At 66.0% G+C, this 19,745-nt stretch carries 19 protein-coding genes; 11 read left to right on the top strand and 8 right to left on the bottom strand.

Annotated elements, in window-relative coordinates; translation table 11 throughout:
- Position 1: 1 nt before the first annotated feature.
- From FGU64_RS15770 to FGU64_RS15790, 5 genes are all read right to left on the bottom strand, one after another.
- Positions 2–844 (bottom strand): enoyl-CoA hydratase family protein, encoded by an 843-nt coding sequence (locus tag FGU64_RS15770; protein ID WP_139954045.1) that lies wholly within the window; start codon positions 842–844, stop codon positions 2–4.
- 54 nt (positions 845–898) lie between these two features.
- Positions 899–1,348, bottom strand: coding sequence for a cupin domain-containing protein (locus tag FGU64_RS15775; protein WP_139954046.1), 450 nt, complete (start codon positions 1,346–1,348; stop codon positions 899–901).
- Positions 1,349–1,362: 14 nt separating this feature from the next.
- On the bottom strand, positions 1,363–2,145 hold the full coding sequence (locus FGU64_RS15780) for an SDR family NAD(P)-dependent oxidoreductase (protein ID WP_139954047.1): 783 nt from the start codon (positions 2,143–2,145) through the stop codon (positions 1,363–1,365).
- Positions 2,142–4,478 (bottom strand): bifunctional salicylyl-CoA 5-hydroxylase/oxidoreductase, encoded by a 2,337-nt coding sequence (locus tag FGU64_RS15785; protein WP_139954048.1) that lies wholly within the window; start codon positions 4,476–4,478, stop codon positions 2,142–2,144. The genes FGU64_RS15780 and FGU64_RS15785 overlap by 4 nt, the downstream gene beginning before the upstream one ends.
- 156 nt (positions 4,479–4,634) lie before the next feature.
- Positions 4,635–5,168, bottom strand: a complete 534-nt coding sequence (locus FGU64_RS15790) for a MarR family transcriptional regulator (protein WP_139954049.1) — start codon at positions 5,166–5,168, stop codon at positions 4,635–4,637.
- A 406-nt stretch (positions 5,169–5,574) separates the two neighbouring features.
- Here FGU64_RS15790 and FGU64_RS15795 point away from each other — a divergent pair, with 406 nt between their 5' ends.
- The 5 genes from FGU64_RS15795 (at position 5,575) to FGU64_RS15815 (ending at position 9,879) form a co-directional block, all read left to right on the top strand.
- Positions 5,575–6,129 (top strand): GntR family transcriptional regulator, encoded by a 555-nt coding sequence (locus FGU64_RS15795; RefSeq protein WP_180375551.1) that lies wholly within the window; start codon positions 5,575–5,577, stop codon positions 6,127–6,129.
- 1 nt (position 6,130) lies between these two features.
- A complete protein-coding gene (locus FGU64_RS15800; protein WP_139954050.1) occupies positions 6,131–7,231 on the top strand; it encodes an LLM class flavin-dependent oxidoreductase in 1,101 nt (366 codons plus the stop codon).
- A gap of 1 nt (position 7,232) precedes the next feature.
- Positions 7,233–8,186 carry a flavin reductase gene (locus FGU64_RS15805; protein ID WP_139954051.1) on the top strand — a complete coding sequence of 318 codons (954 nt, stop codon included), beginning with the start codon at positions 7,233–7,235 and terminating at the stop codon, positions 8,184–8,186.
- 182 nt (positions 8,187–8,368) lie between these two features.
- Positions 8,369–9,091, top strand: a complete 723-nt coding sequence (locus tag FGU64_RS15810) for a GntR family transcriptional regulator (protein ID WP_180375552.1) — start codon at positions 8,369–8,371, stop codon at positions 9,089–9,091.
- A 23-nt stretch (positions 9,092–9,114) separates the two neighbouring features.
- A complete protein-coding gene (locus FGU64_RS15815) occupies positions 9,115–9,879 on the top strand; it encodes an aldolase/citrate lyase family protein (protein ID WP_139954053.1) in 765 nt (254 codons plus the stop codon).
- 23 nt (positions 9,880–9,902) lie between these two features.
- Here FGU64_RS15815 and FGU64_RS15820 read toward each other — a convergent pair whose 3' ends face one another.
- Genes FGU64_RS15820 through FGU64_RS15830 form a run of 3 tightly spaced genes read right to left on the bottom strand, consistent with a single transcriptional unit; the run spans position 9,903 to position 13,327 of the window.
- Positions 9,903–12,653 carry a sensor histidine kinase gene (locus FGU64_RS15820; RefSeq protein ID WP_139954054.1) on the bottom strand — a complete coding sequence of 917 codons (2,751 nt, stop codon included), beginning with the start codon at positions 12,651–12,653 and terminating at the stop codon, positions 9,903–9,905.
- Complete coding sequence (locus tag FGU64_RS15825) at positions 12,650–12,850, bottom strand: hypothetical protein (RefSeq protein WP_210239034.1); 201 nt, start codon at positions 12,848–12,850, stop codon at positions 12,650–12,652. Before FGU64_RS15825 ends, FGU64_RS15820 begins: the two co-directional genes overlap by 4 nt.
- 45 nt (positions 12,851–12,895) lie before the next feature.
- Entirely contained in the window at positions 12,896–13,327 is a 432-nt protein-coding gene (locus tag FGU64_RS15830) for a response regulator (protein ID WP_139954056.1), read from the bottom strand.
- A 125-nt stretch (positions 13,328–13,452) separates the two neighbouring features.
- On the opposite strand from FGU64_RS15830, the gene FGU64_RS15835 reads away from it, so the two are divergent.
- The 6 genes from FGU64_RS15835 (at position 13,453) to FGU64_RS15860 (ending at position 19,728) form a co-directional block, all read left to right on the top strand.
- Positions 13,453–14,223, top strand: coding sequence for a response regulator transcription factor (locus FGU64_RS15835; RefSeq protein ID WP_139954057.1), 771 nt, complete (start codon positions 13,453–13,455; stop codon positions 14,221–14,223).
- Entirely contained in the window at positions 14,216–14,569 is a 354-nt protein-coding gene (locus FGU64_RS15840) for an Hpt domain-containing protein (protein WP_180375553.1), read from the top strand. The genes FGU64_RS15835 and FGU64_RS15840 overlap by 8 nt, the downstream gene beginning before the upstream one ends.
- 208 nt (positions 14,570–14,777) lie before the next feature.
- Positions 14,778–16,121, top strand: coding sequence for a substrate-binding protein (locus FGU64_RS15845; RefSeq protein ID WP_139954059.1), 1,344 nt, complete (start codon positions 14,778–14,780; stop codon positions 16,119–16,121).
- A gap of 192 nt (positions 16,122–16,313) precedes the next feature.
- Complete coding sequence (locus FGU64_RS15850) at positions 16,314–17,189, top strand: branched-chain amino acid ABC transporter permease (RefSeq protein ID WP_139954060.1); 876 nt, start codon at positions 16,314–16,316, stop codon at positions 17,187–17,189.
- Between the two features lie 11 nt (positions 17,190–17,200).
- The gene (locus tag FGU64_RS15855) at positions 17,201–19,033 is read left to right on the top strand and encodes a branched-chain amino acid ABC transporter ATP-binding protein/permease (protein ID WP_139954061.1); all 1,833 of its coding nucleotides are present in this window, start codon (positions 17,201–17,203) and stop codon (positions 19,031–19,033) included.
- Entirely contained in the window at positions 19,030–19,728 is a 699-nt protein-coding gene (locus FGU64_RS15860; protein ID WP_139954062.1) for an ABC transporter ATP-binding protein, read from the top strand. Before FGU64_RS15855 ends, FGU64_RS15860 begins: the two co-directional genes overlap by 4 nt.
- The last annotated feature ends 17 nt before the right edge of the window (positions 19,729–19,745 follow it).

Raw genomic sequence — 19,745 nt, forward strand, 5'->3', positions numbered from 1 at the left:
CTCAGTTCCCCTCGAAGGCGGGCTTCGCCTTGGCGGCGAAAGCCTCGAAGGCGCGGCGGAAGTCTCCGGTCGCCATGCAGATGGCCTGCGCCTGCGCTTCCGATTCGATGAGCTGGTCGATGCCCATCGCCCATTCCTGGTCGAGCATCTTCTTGGTCATGGCATGGGCGAACCACGGGCCGTCGGCAAGCATGCGGGCGAATTTCTGCGCGGCGGGCAGCAGCGCGTCGCGCTCGTGCAGGGCGTTGTGGAAGCCCCAGGCAAGGCCTTCCTGCGCACTCATTACCCGGCCGGTGAACAGAAGTTCGGCGGCGCGGCCCTGGCCGATGATGCGCGGAAGGATGCCGCAGGCGCCCATGTCGGCGCCGGCAAGCCCGACCCGGGTGAACAGGAAGGCGGTCTTCGCCTCCGGCGTGGCGAGGCGGTGATCGGAAGCCATGGCGATGATGGCGCCGGCGCCGACGCAGATGCCGTCGATCGCCGAGATGATCGGCTGCGGGCAGGCGCGCATCTGCCGCACAAGGTCGCCGGTCAGCCGGGTGAAATCGATCAGGTCCGGCATCGCCATCTTGGTCAGCGGCTCGATGATCTCGAACACGTCGCCGCCGGAGCAGAAATTGCCGCCGGCGCCGGTTATCACGATGGCGCGCACGTCGCTCGCCCTGTGCAGCGAACGGAACAGGTTGCCCAGTTCCTCGTAGCTCTCGAAGGTCAGCGGATTCTTCTTCTCCGGCCGGTCGAGCGTGATGGTGGCCACGCGCCCGTCGGCGTCCGTCTCGAAGCGGAAATGTTTCGGCGCGTGATCCTTGAACGGATGGCGCTTGGCCTGCATCGGATTGGTCATTCGCGCGGAATCCCTTGTCGTGGCGGCAGCCGGCGATCGCCGGCCGCGCCTGTTTCAGTCGTTTGCCGAAGGCGGCAGGAAGTCGACGTCGTGAGCAGCCGAGAGCCGCACCACTTCCTCGACGTCGGTCAGGTTGTGCAGTCCTTCGAAAAGGGCCTTGAGCCTGCCGGCCGGCGCGACCCAGAACAGCGCCTTCACCGGCTTGTCGGATTTGTTGAAATAGCCGCGCGGCATGCGCACTAGGTCGCCGGCCCTGGCGGTGAACCATTGGCCGTCGAGCTTCAGTTCCAACTGCCCTTCCTGCACGAGGATGAATTCGTCCTGTGTCGGATGGATGTGGACGGGCACGAACTGGCCCGGCTCGCTGTTGGTTTCAAAGGCAAAGGCGGAGTCCGAAACCGCCTTGGGGAAATAGCGCTGCCCGAGGATGTTCCATTCCGTGCCCTCGAAGCCGGCGCCGTTCTGCGTGATGCCTTTTTCCAATTCGCCTTTTTGTCCAGCCATGGCGTCCTCCGGTTTCAGCCTGCCATCACTTCACCACCGGCCACCGCGATCGCCTGGCCGGTTATCGCACCTGCTCCCTCCGAAGCGAGCCAGAGCACCGTGTCGGCCACTTCCTCGGGGCTGACGAGGCGGCCCTGCGGGTTGGCCTTGGCAAGTGCGGCGCGCGCCTCGTCGGCGCCGCGGCCGGTCTTGGCCGTAATGGTTTCAACCGCGCCGTCGAGCAGCGGCGTGTCGGTGAAGCCGGGGCAGACGGCGTTGACGGTGACGTCCGTGCGCGCCAGTTCCAGTGCCAGCGCGCGCGTGAGGCCGACGACGCCGTGCTTGGAGGCGCAGTAGGCGGAAACGTAAGGGTAGCCGGTCAGGCCGGCCGTACTGGCGACGTTGACGATACGGCCCTTGCCGGCGCGGCGCACCGAGGCGAGCGCCGCCTGCGTGACCAGGTAGGTGCCGGTGAGGTTGATGCCGATCACTCGGTTCCAGAAGGCCGGATCGGTTTTCTCGAATGGCGCGGACGGCGCCTCGCCGGCGGAGTTCACCAGCACGGCGATGTCGCCGAAACGGTCGATAGCCTTGGCGACGCCGGTCTCCACCGAGGCGGCATCGGTCACGTCGAAGCCGGCGAGAACGATCGCCTTGCTGCCCGCGGCCTCGATCTCCGCGCGCACGGCTTCCAGCGGCTCGGCGCGGCGGCCGGCGAGGCTGACGGCGTGGCCGCGCCCGGCCAGCGAAAGCGCGATCGCCCGGCCGATGCCGCTGCCGGCACCGGTGACAAGCGCGTGGCGCGCCTTCCCGCTCATGCCTTGCCCGCCGGGGGAGCGGCTGCAACCGCAGCGGCGCGAGCCAACCCTGTCTCGTATTGCACGCGGCCCTGGTAGTACTGCTTCGGCCAGACCTGTCCGGCATAGCCGACCTTCGCCGCCTCATGCAGCACGAAGGCCGGGTCGGCCAGATGCGGGCGGGCGATGGCGCAGAGATCGGCGCGGCCGGCGGCGATGACCGAATTGGCGTGGTCGGCCTCGGAGATGGCGCCGACGGCGATGGTCGGCACCTGGATTTCGTTGCGGATCTTGTCCGAGAACGGCGTCTGCCACATGCGGCCGTAGACCGGATGCTCGTCCTTCACCACCTGCCCGGCCGAGCAGTCGATCAGGTCGGCGCCGGCCTCCTTGAACATCTGCGCGAAGATCGCGGCGTCCTCCGGCGTGTTGCCGCCCTCGTGCCAGTCGTTGGTGGAGAGCCTCACCGAGATCGGCTTGTCGGCTGGCCACACCGCGCGGATGGCGCGGAATACTTCCAGCGGATAGCGGGCGCGGTTCTCGTGGCTGCCGCCATATTCGTCGTCGCGTGTGTTGGTCAGTGGCGACAAAAAGGCGGACAGAAGGTAGCCGTGCGCGCAATGCAGCTCGAGTATGTCGAAGCCGACCTCGTCGGACCACTTGGCGGCGCGCACGAAATCCGCGGTGATGCGGTCCATGTCCTCGCGTGACGCTGCGCGCGGCACGACCGAATGCGGCAGATAGGGGATGGCCGAGGCCGAGACGAGTGGCCAGCCGCCGTGCTCGACCGGCTGGTCGGTGCCTTCCCAGGCCACTTTGGTGGCGCCCTTGCGGCCGGCATGGCCGAGCTGCATCCCGATCTTCGCCGGCGTCTTCTCGTGCACGAAAGCGACCATGCGGCGGAAGGCTTCCTTCTGCTCCTCGTTCCACAGGCCGAGACAGCCCGGTGTGATGCGGGCATCTGGGGACACGCAGGTCATCTCCGGGAAGACCAGTGCGGCGCCGCCCATGGCGCGCGCGCCGATATGGACGAGATGGAAATCGTCCGGCACGCCGTCCGTTGCCGAATACATCGCCATCGGCGACATGACGATGCGGTTGGCCAGCTTCAGGCCGCGGACCGAATAGGGCGTGAACATCGGTGGCACCGGGTGGCCGTTCGGTGAGGCCGGCGCGCCGGCGCGCTCCGCGAACCAGCGCTCGTAACCCTCCAGCCAGACGGGATCGCGCAGGCGCAGATTCTCGTGGCTGATGCGCTGCGAGCGCGTCAGCATGGAATACATGAACTGCTCCGGTTCCAGCGTGTCGGCATAGCGGTGGCCGACCACCTCGAACCACTCCATGGCGTTGCGCGCCGCGTTCTGGATGCGGGCGACGTCAACCCGGCGCACTTCTTCGTAAGCCTCCAGCACGGCCGGGATGTTTTCGCGCCCGTGGCCGATCCGATTGAACTGGTTGGTCAGCTCGATGGCATCGTCGATGGCGAGCTTGGTGCCCGAACCTATGGCGAAATGCGCGGTATGGGCGCTGTCGCCCATCAGCACGACATGGCTGTTGCCGTTGAAATGGCTCCATTTCTCGCAGATCAGCCGGCCGAAGTTCAGCCAGGCCGAGCCGCGCAGATGGCGCGCGTTGCTCATCAGCGAATGGCCGTCGAGGGTATCGGCGAACAGCTTTTCGCAGAACGCGATGGACTGGTCCTGGTCCATCTTGTCGATGCCGTGTGCCTTGAACACTTCGTCGGTCGTCTCGACGATGAAGGTCGAGGTCTTGTCGTCGAAGCGGTAGATGTGTGCCTGGAACCAGCCGTGCTCGGTCCGCTGGAAGTCGAAGGTGAAGGCGTCGAAGCGCTTTTCGGTGCCGAGCCAGATGAAGCGGTTCGGCCGCACCAGCATGTCGGGCTTGAAGATCTCGGCATACTTTGCCCGGGTGCGGGAATTGACCCCGTCCGAGGAGATGATGAGGTCGGCCTCGGGGAACTCGCCGTCATCCTGCACCTCGCGCTCGAACACCAGTTCGACACCGAGTTCGAGGCAGCGTTCCTGCAGGATGTTCAGCATCTTCTTGCGGCCGATGCCGACGAAGCCATGGCCTGTGGTGCGGATCTTGCGGCCCTTGAACACCAGTTCGATGTCGTCCCAGTGGTTGAAGGCGTCCTCGATGGTCGCCGCCGTCTCGGGGTCCCACTGGCGCATCGACTGCATGGTGGCGTCGGAGAACACCACGCCCCAGCCGAAGGTGTCGAAGGGTCGGTTGCGCTCCACCACCGTGACGTGATGCGCTGGGTTCTGCTTCTTCATCAGCAGGGCGAAGTAGAGACCTGCCGGCCCGCCACCGATGCAGACAATGCGCATGCCGTCCTCCGTATCGCACCTTCGTGGACGGCTTGTCGCCCGCCCCTGTCGTCGCAGAATGGCCCCGTTCCAAAAAAACTTCAAGCTTAAAGTTATTTGCGACGGGAATCTTTGCGGACGGCCTGTCGCAGGAAGAAGGAGGGGCGTCCGGTGTGGTCAGCCGTTCTTGCCGAGGGCGGCGACGATCGAATGTTTCAGCTCGCCGAGCTGGTCGAGCAGCGCCAGTTCACCTTTCGCCGTCACCTTGCCGAACAGCTCCGATATCCATTCGGCATGGGCATCGGCCATCTTCTTGAAGGCCGCGCGGCCGAACGGCGTGAGCGCGATGATCTGCACGCGCCGGTCGGCGGGCGATGTGGTGCGGCTGATATGGCCGCTTTCGACGAGGCGCTCGACCAGCGCGGTGATGTTGCCGGGCGAGACCATCATGCGCTTCGAAAGCTCGCCCAGCACCATGCCGTTCCTGGCACGCTCCAGCTGCGCCATCAGGTCGAAGCGGGGCAGGGTGGAATCGAATTCCTCGCGCAGCCGCCGTCTGATCTCCGTTTCGACCAGCGTCGAGCAGGTGAGTAGGCGCAGCCACAGCCTGAGCTCCGTGCCGTGGTCGTGCGGCGCTTCCAGCACTTTGGTCTCGCCGTCCAGCCATGTCGGGGCGGCGGTGCCTCGTTCGTCTGTCTTCGGTTCGCTCAAATCCCGATCCTTGGCCCAACGGGTCGATTCTCGGCGCTTGTTGTAGTGCCGTTTGACCGGAAGGGGCAAGCGCGCAGCATGTCGCCCGGCCGCATCGGTTCGCCTTGCGCGATCTTCGTTGAATGGCCCGTTCTCCGGGCCAACCCGGTGTCAATCCTGGGAGCGGGGCGCTTGACGGTATAATGTTTCAAACATAAACTGTATACTGTCGACGAAGCTGATATACGCTGCAACCGGGAGGAGGCGATGGGCGGACTTGTCTTCGACGCGCTGCACCGTGCGCCGTCCCTTGCCGAGCAGGTCTACGGCATGGTCCGGCATAGCGTCAGGTCCGGCACCCTGCAGCCGGGCGAGCGGCTGGCCGATGGGTCCGCTTGCCAGGACGCTCGGCGTATCGCGAAGCCCCGTGCGCGAGGCGCTGGCGCGGTTGGTCGCCGAGGGACTGCTGGAAAGCGGCGACGGCGGCGTACAGGTTCCGGTGCCGACCGTCACGGCCATGGAAGAGATCTGCGACATCCGCAGGCTGATCGAACCGCCTGCGGCGCAGCGCGCCGCCCGCCGCATGAACGAACCGGCGCTGTGCGCCCTGGAAGCCGCGGTCGAGGCCGCCCGGCTGGCCGACGCAGCCGACGTGGCAGGCTTCCTTGAGGCGAATTACGTCTTCCGCTCGGTCTGGGTCGGGCGTCTCGACAATCGCCGCCTGCGCGAAACGATCTTCCGCTTCGACGATCAGGCCGGCGCCGTGCGCCGGATGACGCTTGCCCTTCCCGTCGCGCGCAAGCAGGCATTGGCGATGCTCGAAGAGGGGCTACGGGCTTTCCGCGAGGCGGACGGTGCGGCAGCCGAACGTTTCGCGCGGCACTACATCGACGGCGCGGGACACCATTTTCGCCAGATCGCTGCCGCCGCCGGCAATTCCGGTCAACCGGCCGTCCAGCACGGTCCACTCCAAGGGGTTTGAAATGACTTCTGTCGTCGCGCATCCGATGCACGGACCCAACAAGTTCAAGATCGGCGTCTTTTCGCTGAACGCCGATGGCGGCCTGACACTGACCACGGTGCCCGAGCGCTGGCCGGCGCTGTGGAACGAGATCGTCGACGTGGCCCGCATGGCCGACGACGCGGGCCTGGAATTCATCCTGCCGATTGCCCGCTGGAAGGGTTTCGGCGGCGAGATGAACAGCCGCGAATGGTCCTACGAAACGCTGACCTTCGCCGCCGCCCTTGCCGGCGTGACGAAGCGCATCGCGCTGTTTTCCACCGTCCATGTGCCGATGATCAGCCCGATCTTCGTCGCCAAGGCGCTGTCTACGATCGACCATGCCTCGAACGGCCGGGCCGGCCTGAACGTGGTCTGCGGCTGGAACCCTGACGAGTTCGCCATGTTCGGCCTGGAACTGATCAAGGACCGCTACGAGCAGGGGCTCGAATGGTTCGACGTCATCAGCAAGATCTACACCGCGACCGAGCCGTTCGACTTCGACGGCCGCTTCTACAAGCTGAAAGGCGTTTCGGGCCTGCCGCGCCCGCTGCAGCAGCCGCGCCCGGTCATCCTCAACGCCGCCTTTTCGCCGCCCGGCCGCGACTTCGCCGCCAAGGCCGCCGACTATCTGTTCACCACTTTCGTCGAGATCGAGGGTGGCCGCGAGCCGATCGAGGATATCCGCAAGCGTGCCGCCGAACAGGGGCGCGACGTCGGTGTCTACACCACCTGCCATGTCGTGTGCCGTCCGAGCCAGGCCGAGGCCGAGGACTATTACGAACTCTACGCCGAGACCATGGCCGACCATGTCAGCGTCGACCGCTACATGGGCGCCAAGGAAAAGTTCTCCTCCTCGCACGAGGCGGACGCCTACCGCCTGCATCGCAAGCGTTTCGCCGGCGGCGGCGGCACCTATCCGCTGATCGGTACGCCGCGCCATATCGCTGACGAGATGATCCGCATGAGTGAGGTGGGCTTTGCCGGCACCACCGTCTCCTTCGTCAATTTCAAGAACGAGTTGCCCTATTTCATCGAAAACGTGCTGCCGCTGCTCCGCGACGCCGGCCTCAGGGTGGCCTGACATGACGGCGGCGGACGATACCTCGCTGCTGCACGGAGGCGACCCCTCGGCGGACCTGTCCTCCTTCCGCCAGGCGCTCGGGCAATTCGCGACCGGGGTGACGGTGGTTGCGGCCGATGGCGAAACAGGCCCCTTCGCCGTCACCGCCAACTCGTTCCAGTCCGTCTCGCTGGAGCCACCGCTCATCCTGTGGTCGCTCAGGCGCCAGTCCAGCAAGATCGCGTCCTTTCTCCAGGCCGACCATTTCGCTGTCAACGTGCTGGCGGCGAGCCAGACAGAGCTTGCCGGCCACTTCGCCCGCTCGGGCGGCGACAAGTTCGCCGCCTGCGAGTGGTCGCGAGGGCTCCATGGCGTCCCGCTGCTTGCCGGTGTCGCGGCGCATTTCGAATGCGCTAAGGTGGCCGAGCATGATGGCGGCGACCATGTCGTCTTCATTGGCAAGGTTGAGCGCTACGCCTGTTTCGACCGCAGCGGACTGATCTTCGCGCAGGGCCGCTATGCGCTTGCCATCAGTCATCCCGGCCGCCCGTCCGATCTGCAGATCGACGGCCATCCGCGCGACGACTTCTTCCTGCCGCTGCTGGCCAGGGCCTATGCCTATCTCGCCGGCGCCTTTTCCGAGCACCACAGCGCCGAGGGCGTCACCACCGCCGAGTCGCGTGTGCTCGCTTTTCTGGCGACCGGGTCGGGCGCATCGGCCGAGGCGATAGCCGCGCGCACCTTCCTTGGTGAGAACACCGTGCAGGACGCGCTGGCCAAGCTGATCGCGGGTGGCCATGTTGCGCCGCGCCCGCCGGGCGCCCTCGTCATCACCGAGAGCGGGCTTGCCCTGCTCGGCCGCATCACCGCCCGTGCGCGCGCCTTCGAAGCCGAGAAACTGGCCGACCTGCCGGCCGAGGATGTGGCGGCGACCCGCCGCGTCTTGCGCGAGCTTGCCGCGCGGGGCGGTGGCTGACGATCCAGTCCATCGAATCTGTATACGGATATAAGGAAGGGAGATCGCCGCTTTCCTAGATTTTGCCAGCAGGACCGCCGGAATTTTAGCCGCCTCGTGCGAATCCTGTATGGATGCGCTATTGGTCCTTGGATGCGAGACCTAATTTCGTATACTGAAGTCAGAATTATATGGGCTGGACGATGAGAACCGATTCGACCCTTTCCCCCACCGTGGACCGCTCCGAAAGCCTGCGCCACCAGATCTACAACGACCTGCGCGAGAAGCTCAGGCACGGCCAGATCGGTCCCGACGACCGGCTGATCGACGTCAAGATCGCCAAGTCGCTCGGCATATCGCGCATGCCGGTGCGCGAGGCGCTGCTGCAACTCATCAGCGAGGGCCATCTGGTCGGCACCACGCGCGGCTTCGCCGTTCCGCAGCTGACCCCTCAGGACATCCGCGACATTTTCGAAGTCCGCAAGCTGCTGGAACCGCGGGCAGCCGCCAGTGCCGCGCGCGACATCGATGCCGAGGGTCTGGCTGCGCTGCGCGAGGCGCTCGAGCGCGCCGTCGCCGCCGTCGCCAACAGCGACGTCGAGGAACTGGTTGCCGCCAACGTCGTCTTTCGCCGGACCTGGCTCGACGCCAACCGCAACAGGCGGCTGGCCGAGACGATCTCGCGCTTCGCCGACCAGGCCCACATCGTGCGCGATGAGACGCTCATGGATGCGGACACGCGCGTCATCGTCCGCGACGGGCTGGCCGGCCTCTACGATGCCTTTAGCCGGCGCGACGCGCTTGCCGCGCAGGATCGCATGGCTGCCTTCATCGGCGAGGCCGAGAAAAGCTATTTCCACAGCCTGGAAGCCAAGGTGGGGGATAGCGGGGCGGGCGATGACGAAGCCGGCTCCGGAAAATCGTAGATGAACGAGGAAAGAACTCCCCGATGATGAAACTGGATGGCCCATTCCTGCGCGAGCGCCTGCGCGAGGGCGGCGGGCTGGGTGTCTTCTGGTCCGTCCTCGGCTCGTCGGCGCTGGTCGAGGTGGCGGTCGAGGCCGCGCCCGATGCCGTCGTCCTTGACGCCCAGCACGGATTGTGGAGCCGCCAGGCGATCGAGCATGTCGTCGGCACCGTTGGCTGGAAGACGCCGGTGCTGGTGCGCACGGTAGATGGCACGTCGCGATCGCTGGGCGAAGCGCTCGATGCGGGTGCCGAAGGCGTTATCGCGCCGCTGGTCGAAACAGCCGGGCAGGCGGCGGCGATCGTGGCGGCGGCCCGCTTTCCGCCCGAGGGCGAGCGCTCGGGCGGCGGCGTGCGGCCGCTGAAGGGGAATTTCTCGGCTTACTATGAACAGGCCCGCAGCCGCACCGTCGTCGGCGTCATGATCGAGACGGTACGCGGGCTGGAGAACGCTGCCGAGATCGCCGCCGTGCCCGGACTGGATTTCGTCCTCGTGGGCACCGGCGACCTTGCGCTCTCGCTCGGCATTGCACCTTCCGATCCGAAGCATGAGGCGGCCTGCCGTGCCGTCTTCGACGCCTGCAGGAAGGCGGCGACGCCCTGCGCGATCTTCACGCCGAATGCGACGGAGGCGGCGCGCCGCGTGGCGCAAGGCTATGCGCTGACCGTCGCCGCCAACGACATCGACCTCGTCGGCGCCGGCTTGTCCGCCGCGATGGCACGGTTCCGCGAGTCGCGATCCGCCTGACGCTCCCTTGCCTTTGACCGGGATCAGCCGGCTGGAACCCGAATGCGCCCGGCAGCCGGCGCCTTCGTGCGGGCGGCCTTCAGCCGGACCTTGAAGACGGCGCCGCCGTCGCGGCCACCCTCCACCCAGATGCGGCCGCCATGCTGCGCCACGATGCGCTGCGAGATGGCGAGGCCGAGGCCGGCGCCCTGCGGTTTGTCGCTCATCGTGTCGCCGAGTTGGCGGAAGCGCTCGAACACCACCTCCCGGTCCTCCGTGCGGATACCGGGCCCGTTGTCGGTTACCGAGAGCTCCAGGTGCTCGCCGGCCCGCCGCAGCGCGAGCAGCGCCTTGCCGCGACCGGGCGGCGAGAATTTGGCGGCGTTGCCGAGCAGGTTGATGACGACCTGCACCAGCCGGTCGTGGTCGCCGACGACGAAAGCGGGATCGGCGTCGATCTTGATGGCGAGCCTGACGCGGCTTTGGGCGAAGACCTGTTGCATGGAGGCGGCGGATTCACGCACCACGGCGGCTAGGTCGACGGAGGCCTTGTCGGCCGGCATCGATCCTGTCGCCTCGATCTTTGATAGGTCGAGCAACTGGTTGATCAGCCGCGTCAGCCGCTCGGATTCGGTGACGACGATGCGCAGGAAATCCAGCCGCTCGTCCGTCGGCAGGTCCGGATTGTCGCGCAGAATCTCCGAGAAGGCGCGGATCGACGCCAGCGGCGTCCTCAGTTCGTGATTGACGGTGACGACGAAGTCGTCCTTGAGCCGGTCGAGCACCTGCAGCCGCGCGTTGGCGGCCTTCAGTTCCGTCGTCGCCGCCTCCAGCGCCTGCGATTTCTCCTCCAGCTGCCGGTTGGCCTCGATAACGCGCGACGTCTCGTCGAGGATGCGCATCATCTCGTCGACGCCGAGCGATTCCTCCTCGACGATGGAGCCGACCAGCACGCGCGCCGAAGCCGCGCCGATCACGCCGGCCAGCAGCCTTTCGTAGAACAGCACAGTTTCGGCGTCAGCCTGCACGGCGGTCGCCGGGTCAACGCCGCGCGTGCGGGCGAAGCTGGCGTAGGCGGCCACCGCCTTCTCGCGGCCGAGGAAGCGCGCGGTCAGCGACATCAGGTCGGGGACCAACGCCGTGCGCCGCCAGAAGCGGGCTTCCTCGTCGGGATCGGCGACGCCGAGGAACATCGCCGCGCGCGCCCGCTCGACCGGGCTCTGGCGCACGAACAGCGAGACGAAGAAGAAGGCGCCGATATTGGCGAGCATCGTCCAGAAGGTGCTGTGCGTCACCGGGTCCAGCCCCTCCAGCCCGAACAGCGCATAGGGCTTCAGCAATTCGATGCCGAACAGGCCGTGGGCGATGAATTCCTCGCCCAGTGCGCCTGAGCGCGAAAAGGAGGGGATGAGCAGCGTATAGAACCAGACGAGGAAGCCGGTGGTGATGCCGGCGAAGGCGCCGGCCTTGGAGGCGCCGCGCCAGAAAAGGCCGCCGAGGATGGCCGGGGCGAACTGCGCCACCGCCACGAACGACATCAGCCCGATCGAGACGAGGGCGAAGGGCGCGCTGTCGTGGCGCATGTAGAAGTAACCGAGCGCCATCACCACGACCATCACCAGACGCCGCACCCACAACAGAAGCCGCGTCAGGTCCGGCTTGTTTTCCAGCCCGAGCGAGCGGATGCGCAGCAGCGCCGGCATCACCACGTCGTTGCACACCATCAGGCTGAGCGCCGTCGTCTCCACCACCACCATCGAGGCCGAGGCCGACAAGCCGCCGAGGAAGGCGATCAGCGCCAGTTCCGGATGGCCTGCCGCCAGCGGCAGCGACAGCACCAGGTTGTCGGGGTCGGTGTCGACCGGCAGCATGATGCGCCCGGCGATGGCGATCGGTAGGACGAACAGGTTGATCGCCAGCAGGTAGAGCGGGAACAGCCACAGGGCCCGGTCGAGATGGCGTTCGTCGGTGTTTTCGACCACCATGACCTGGAACTGGCGCGGCAGGCAGAAGATCGCCGCGAAAGCCAGAAACGTCATGGCGATCCAGTTGTAGCCGTAGTTGGCGGGAGCCTCCTGGAAGACGGCTTGGATGTCGGGAATGGTCGCGGCCTGCGAGAACAGGTCGCCGAAGCCGTTGAACAGGCCGTAGCCGACGAACAGGCCGATGGCGGTGAGGCAGACCAGCTTGAGCAGCGATTCCAGCGCCACGGCCACGACCATGCCCGGATGATGCTCGTCGGGGCTGATCGAGCGGCTGCCGAACAGCATGGCGAAGATCGTCAGCACCACCGCCGCCCACAGGGCGCCGTCCGTCAGCATCGGCTCGCTCGCCGGCTGCGCCGGGCCGAAGCCGGCGCTCAGCGCCGAAAATCCGACGGAGATGGATTTGAGCTGCAGTGCGATATAGGGCACCAGTCCGATCACGGTGATGATGGTGACCAGGGCCGCCAGGCCACCGCTCTTGCCGAAGCGGGCGCCGATCAGGTCGGCGATGGAGGTGATGCGGTTGGCGTGGCTGATGCGCAGCATCCGGCGGATCATGATCGGGCCGAGGCAGAAGGCCAGCGTCGGTCCCAGGTAGATCGGCAGGAAATCGAGGCCGGTCTGCGAAGCCTTGCCGACACCGCCGTTGAAGGTCCAGGAACTGCAATAGACCGCCAGCGACAAAGTGTAGACGATGCTCGATCCGGTCAGCCGCGAAACGCGGCCCGAGCCGCGCTCCACCAGCCAGGCCACGGCGAACAGCAGCAAAAGATAGGCGACGGCGACCGCGACGAGGATCGACTGGCTCATCGCGAGGCACTGTCCTTGTCGCGCTCGTTCGCCTGGCCGGCGCTGCCTTCGCTGATCAGGCCGATGACGGCGATGAGCAGGCCCCACACGCCGAAGAGATAGAGGTAGAGCGCCGGCCAGCCGAACAGCGTGCCGCCGACGAGGTTCAGGATGGGGGGATTGAGCAGGATCGTGCCGGCTGCGAACAAACCCACCATGCGGTCCCGTCTTGCCGTTCGACGCAGCATCGGTCCGGGTGCTCCCTAGGGATTGGCGATGCCGGCAGCCGCGCGCGCTGCGTGCCGGCGGGTCGCCGGCCGCTCCTGCCCGCACGCCAGCACGGCCCGCACGCAGGCGACGACTTCGGCTATGGCGAAGGGCTTGGAAATATAGGCGTCGGCGCCGAGGTCCATGCCGACGCGCTGGTCGGCCTCGCCACCCTTGGCCGTGAGCATGACGATGCGGATGCCGTCGTAGCGCCGGTCGGCGCGCAGCTTGCGACAGATTTCGTAGCCATTGCCCTTCGGCATCATCAGGTCGAGCAGTATGACGTCCGGACGTTCGCCTTCGATTGCGGCCAGCGCCTGCTCGCCGTCGGCCGCGGTGCGCACGTTGTGACCCTCGCGCTGCATCAGGAAACGCAGCGCACGCGATATGCTCGCATCGTCGTCGGCAATCAGCACCGAAGCCGCCATGTTTCCTCCTCCTGCGGGAGATTTCTCCCTTGTTGGACCGCCGGCGCGGCCAGGTAAGATTTGTAGACCTCTTGTTTTTGGCTCACAAGCCTCACACAATCACCGTCAGCAAAGGGGCTGACGGCATGGCAAACAGCGCAGCGGTCGCGGATTCGGCCGAAGGCGCCGCTTTCGGCGACGGCTTTGCCTTGGCCGCCGCCCAGGCGCGTATTCTTGTCGTCGAGGACGATCGCGACGTCGCCGGTCTTGTCGGGCGCGAACTGCGCGCGCTCGGCCTCACCGTCGACGTCATCGGCTTCGCCGAGGACGCGTTGCTCGCCGCCCGCGACACCGACTATGCGCTGATGGTCGTCGACCTCGGCCTGCCGGACCGCGACGGGCTCGACCTTGTGCGCGAGATGCGCAAGCGCGCCATCGCCACACCGATCCTGATGATGACGGCGCGCAGCAAGGTCGAGGACAAGGTCAGCGGGTTGGCCAGCGGCGCCGACGATTATCTGGTGAAGCCCTTCGCGGTTCCGGAACTGAGGGCGCGCGTCACGGCGCTGCTGCGCCGGCCTTCCCCGCTGAAGGACAGCCGGCTTACCGTCGCCAACATCGTTGTCGATCGCGATGCGCTGGAGGCCGTCGTCGACGGCGCCAGCGTGCCGCTGACGCGCAAGCAATTCCAGCTGCTCGAGCTGCTCGCCCGCCGTAAGAATCATATGACGCCGAAGCGGATGATCGAGGAGGCGCTTTACGGCTACAACGACGAGGTATCCGGTAACGCCATCGAGGCGCATGTCTACAAGCTGCGCCAGACCCTGCGCGCTGCCGGCGCCGAAGCCGTGGTCGAGACGCGCCGCGGCATCGGCTATCGGCTGGTCGAGCGCCATCGCGCGGCCGCCCATGGCTGACGGGCCGAGCGCCGCCGACCTTGCCCTTCTCGATCCGGACGGCACGTTCGCGCTCCGGCTGGCTGAGGATCGCGCTACCCTCGCCAGGCTCGCAGGCGTTCTCGATGCGATGGAAACGGCGGGTGGGCAGCCCGACTGCCTCGCGGCCATCGAACTCGTCGCGCACCGTCTTGCCGGCGCTGCAGGCACGTTCGGCCATGCGGCGGTCAGTTCCGCTGCGCTCTATCTGGAAGACCAGGTGATCGCCTTGCGCAAGGGCGCCGACAATCGGCCGGCCGTGGCAGGTGGACTGGCCACACTTGTCGGCGCGCTCGACAAGGCCATCGGTGCGGGACAGGGCAACTAAAAAATCAGTTTCAGATCAGCTTGACGTCAGGTTTTGCTCAGCTTGCTGCCGTTTACTGCAAACCGGATTCGGTGGAGGAGCTGAGCCGGCAGTGTTTTCGCGTTGGGCGCGCCGTGCGTCCGGGCGCGACTATGGCCGGGCGAATCGTCCTTCCCTGACAATCCCGGGTGTCGGCTGTGTGCCGGTCTGAAAAAAGGGAGGAGAATATATGTCTCGTAATCTGAAAAGCGGCTGGACGCGCCGCGAGGCGCTGAGGGCGAGCGCAGGCTTTGCCGGCGCAGCGATGCTGCCAGTCATGCCGACCGTGGTCTGGGCCGACGACAAGCCGGCGATCGGTACCTGGCCGGCGGGCAGCGAGGGCGATACGGTCAACGTCGCGGCGGCCGTGCCGCTGACGGGCAGCTATGCGGTGCAGGGCGCTGACGAACTCAAGGGCTGGGAACTGGCCGTCGAGCATATCAACACCGGCCACGAACTGATGAAGGCGATCGCGCCGAAGGTCGACAAGGGCCTGCTCGGCAAGCAGGTCAAGCTGCTCTCGGCCGACTCGGCCGCCAAGCCCAACAACGCGGTGCAGGCCGTGCAGACCTTCATCAACGACAACAAGATCATCCTGATGACCGGTTCGACCTCCTCGGCCGTGGCGGTTGCGCTCAACAAGTTCGCCCAGCGTGAGAAGATCCTCTACGTGGCCGGCATTTCCGGCTCCAACGACACCACCGGCAAGGACTGCGTGCGCTACGGCTTCCGCCAGAATTTCTTCGGCCAGACCGCCGCCGCCGCGATCGGCCCGGTGCTCTTGAAGCAATTCGGCAAGGGCAAGAAGGCGGCGTTCATGACGCCGGACTACACCTACGGCCACACCGTGACCAAGTCAGTCAACGACTACCTGACCGCCAATGGCGGTTGGGAGATGGTCACCAACCAGGTGTCGCCGCTCGGCACCCAGGACTACAGCCAGTATCTCACCAACATTGCCAATTCCGGCGCCGAGTTCCTCATCAACGTCAACTGGGGCCGCGACGCGGTGCTGTCGACGCAGCAGGCCAAGCAGTTCGGCCTCCTGCCCAAGATGACGCTCGTCATCCCCTACCAGATCCCGTTCCTGGCCAAGGAAGTGGGACCGGACATCACCGAGGGCGTGTTCGCGGCGACCGATTTCTGGTGGACGCAGGAAGACCAGTATCCGCTGGCAAAGCAGTTCGTCGAGGCCTTCCAAGCCAAGTACGGCTACCGGCCGGAATGGGGCGCCGAGAACAGCTACGTCAGCTTCGCCCATTGGGCGCGCATGGTTTCGGAAGCCGGCAGCTTCTATCCGCCGGACGTCATCAAGCAGTACGAGAAGGGCGAGACCATTCCCTCGCTGCTCGGCGATGTCCACTACCGGCCCGAAGACCACCAGTGCATCCGCCCCGTCGTCATCGTCCGCGGCAAGGCCAAGAAGGACATGAAGAACGACGAGGATTTCTGGGAAGTCCTCGAAGTCGTCCCAGGCGAAGGCCTGATGCAGAAGCCGGACGAATTCGGCTGCCAGCTCGGCGACTATACCTGATCGTCGACGTGCCTTCTCCGCGGCCAGCCGCGGAGAAGGGTCTTCCAGGGTCGCGGCCGGCGCGTGCACGCAGTGCCTCCGCCTCGTCACGGCTCGTCATAGTAAAGTCGCCGGATCTCCGGCACGCCCACCACACCGGCGGGCGTGCCGGCATCCGACAGGATCATCATCAATCTTGGAACGGGCATCGGCGTGATCAACTGGGCCAACTTCATATCGCAATGCTTCAACGGGCTGGTGACCGGCGCGCTTCTGGCCCTGATCTCTTCCGGCCTGACGATCATCTACGGCACGCTCGGCGTGCTGAACCTCGCGCATGGCGCGATGTTCATGCTGGGCGGCTATGCCGGCTGGGTGACCTACACCTATACGGACTCCTTCCTCGCCGCGGTCGTCGCGGGGTCGCTGTTCGTCATGCTGGTGGGCGTGGTGGTGGAACGGCTCGTCATCCGCCATTTCTATACGCGGCCGCATGAGGACCAGCTTCTCGTTACCTTCGGCCTCGGCATTGTCTTCGTCGAGACGGTGCGCTTTTTCTTCGGCAGCCTGTCGCAGACGGTGCCGCCGCCCGGCCCGCTGGTCGGCATCACCGACCTCGGCTTCATGATCTACCCGACCTACCGCCTGGCGCTGCTCGGCATCGTCGCGGTGGCGCTGCTGGTGCTCTATTTCGTTCTCTACAAGACGCGCATCGGCATGATCGTGCGCGCCGGCATCGAAGACTCCGTGATGGTCGATTCGCTCGGCATCAACGTCTACAAGGTGTTCATGCTGGTGTTCGGCATCGGCGCCATGGCGGCCGGCTTCGCCGGCATCGTCAACGCGCCGGTGGTGTCGATCGCGCCCGACGTCGGCGAGGCGATCCTCGTGCAGACCTTCGTCGTCGTCGTCATCGGCGGCGTCGGCTCCTTCCCAGGCGCCGTCATCGGCGGCCTCATCGCCGGCGAGATCATCTCCATCACCACGATGTTCAACCCGGCCTATTCCCAGATCATGCTGTTCGTAGCGATGACGTTGGTGCTGGTGCTGCGCCCGCACGGGCTGCTCGGCCAGGCCGGCCGCGAGTAAGGGCGTTCCCCATGCAGATCAAACGCCCCTACCTCGTCGAACTCTTCACCGCCCTGGCGCTGCTCCTGGCGCCGTTCGTGCTGCCCCATCTCGGCTTCTCGCCCTCGACCATCAATCGCATCCTGATCTGGGGCCTGTTCGGCCTCGGCTTCGATATCCTGTTCGGCTACACCGGGCTGCTCTCCTTCGGCCAGTCGGCCTTCTACGGCACCGGCGGCATGTTCGCCGCCTATCTTCTGACTGAGGCCGGCTTCCCCTATGTCATGCTCTCCATCGTCATCGGAGCGATCGTGGCGGGTGTCGTCGGCTATCTGGTCGGCCTGATCGCGCTCAAGCGCACGGGCATCTATTTCGCCATGATCACGGTGGCGATCGCGGAGGTCTTCTTCTTCGCCGAATTCAACCCGTTGTCGGCCTATACCGGCGGCGAGAACGGCCTGCCCGGCGTGCCAACGCCGGTGTTCAATCTCGGTTTCACGGTGCTGAAGTTCGATACCGACTGGACGATGTATACGTTCCTGGCGTTCTGGTACTTCGTCGGCATCGTCATTGCGTTGCGCATCGTGCGCTCGCCGGTCGGCGCGATCCTCTCGGCGATCCGCGACAATCCCCTGCGCGCTAGCGCGCTCGGCCACAACATCCACGGCTACAAGCTGACCGCCTTCGTCGTGGCGGCGATCTATGCCGGCTTCGCCGGCGGCCTGCTGGCCACGATGCAGGGTTTCATGCCGCCGGACGCCTTCATGTTCGACACGTCGGGCCAACTGGTCATGCAGACGGCCATCGGCGGCGCCGGCACGCTGTTCGGGCCGCTGATCGGCGCGACCGTGTGGCTTTACCTCAGCGACTTCTTCCAGAACGTGCTGCATCTCGGCCCGACCTGGAAGCTGGTGCTCGGCATCGTCTTCGTGCTTCTGGTCGTGTTCCTGCGGCGCGGTATCGTCGGCGCCATCGACGATCTCTACCGGATGGCCAGAAGCGATAGGGCGAAGGCCGCCGCGCCGGTGGCGGCTTCGAGCGAGGCCAAGGCTGCGGCGGTCGAGGCCATGCCGGCGCGCCGCCGCGACGACGCCCAGACCTCGGGGCCGATCCTGCAGGCGACCGGGCTTACCAAGCGCTATGGCGGCCTTGCCGCCAACAGCGACATCGACTTTTCCGTCGACCATGGCGAGATGCGCGGCATCATCGGCCCGAACGGCGCGGGAAAAAGCACCTTCTTCAAGATGCTCACCTGCGAGGTCGAGCCGAGCGCCGGCAAGATCGTCTTCGAGGGCCGCGACATCACCGGCATGGGCGTGACCGACGTCTGCCAGCTCGGCCTGACCAAGAGCTACCAGATCAACCAGCTGTTCGACCGGCTGACGGTTCGGCGCAATCTCATGATCGCGGCGCTTGGCGAAACGCGCGGAAAGTTCAAGCTGGACCTGTTCAAGTCCATCCGCAGCGTTCCGGGGCTGGAGGATCAGGTCGAGCGCACCGCGGCACTCGTCAACCTCACCGCCCGTCTCGACACGCCGGTCTCGGAACTGGCCTATGGCGAGAAGCGGCGGCTGGAGATCGGCCTGGCGCTGGCGACATCGCCCAGCCTTCTCCTGCTCGACGAACCGCTGGCCGGCATGAGCCCCAGCGAGCGTGTCGAGACGGTGGCGCTGCTCAAGTCGATCGCCCGTGGCCGTACCATGATCATCATCGATCACGACATGGATTCCCTGTTCGAACTGGTCGGCAAGGTGACGGTGTTGCAGGAGGGCAGGGTATTGGTCGAAGGCACGCCGGCCGAGATCAAGACCAACGCGAAGGTGCAGGAAGCCTATCTCGGCGGCGTGCATGGAGAAGTGGCATGAGCCTGCTCGAAGTCAGCGGACTGAACAGCTACTACGGCGACAGCCACATCCTGTTCGACGTCGGCCTCAAAGTCGAGAAGAACGAGGTCGTGGCTCTGCTCGGCCGCAACGGCGCGGGAAAGAGTACGACGCTGAAGAGCCTGATGGGCGTCGTCACGCCGAAGACGGGTTCCGTCAAGCTCGACGGCGAGGAGCTCGCCGGCAAGAAGGCGCACTCGATCGCCCGGCGCGGCATGCAGCTCGTGCACGAGAACCGGCGCATCTTCGGCAGCCTGAACGTCGAGGAAAACATCATCATCGCCGGCCTGACGGCGCAGAACAAATGGCCGCTGGAACGCATCTACACCATGTTCCCGCGGCTGAAGGAGCGGCGGAGCAGCCGCGGCACCGACCTGTCCGGCGGCGAGCAGCAGATGCTGGCGATCGCCCGCGCGCTGGTGCGAGATCCCAAGATCGTGTTGCTGGACGAGCCCTTCGAGGGCCTTGCGCCGGTCATCGTGCACGATCTGGTGCGCGCCTGCCGCGAACTTGCCGATGCCGGCCAGACAATCGTGCTGGTGGAGCAGAACCTCGCCGCCACGCTGGCGCTTGCGAGCCGCGTCTACATCATCAACAACGGCCATATCGCGCATGAAGGGCCGGCGGCCGACTTGAAGAAGCAGCCGGAACTGCTGCAGCGCTATCTCGGCGTCTGAGCTCCGACGCTCGCGGA

This window comes from Mesorhizobium sp. 8, assembly GCF_006351905.1.
GTDB lineage: Bacteria > Pseudomonadota > Alphaproteobacteria > Rhizobiales > Rhizobiaceae > Mesorhizobium > Mesorhizobium composti.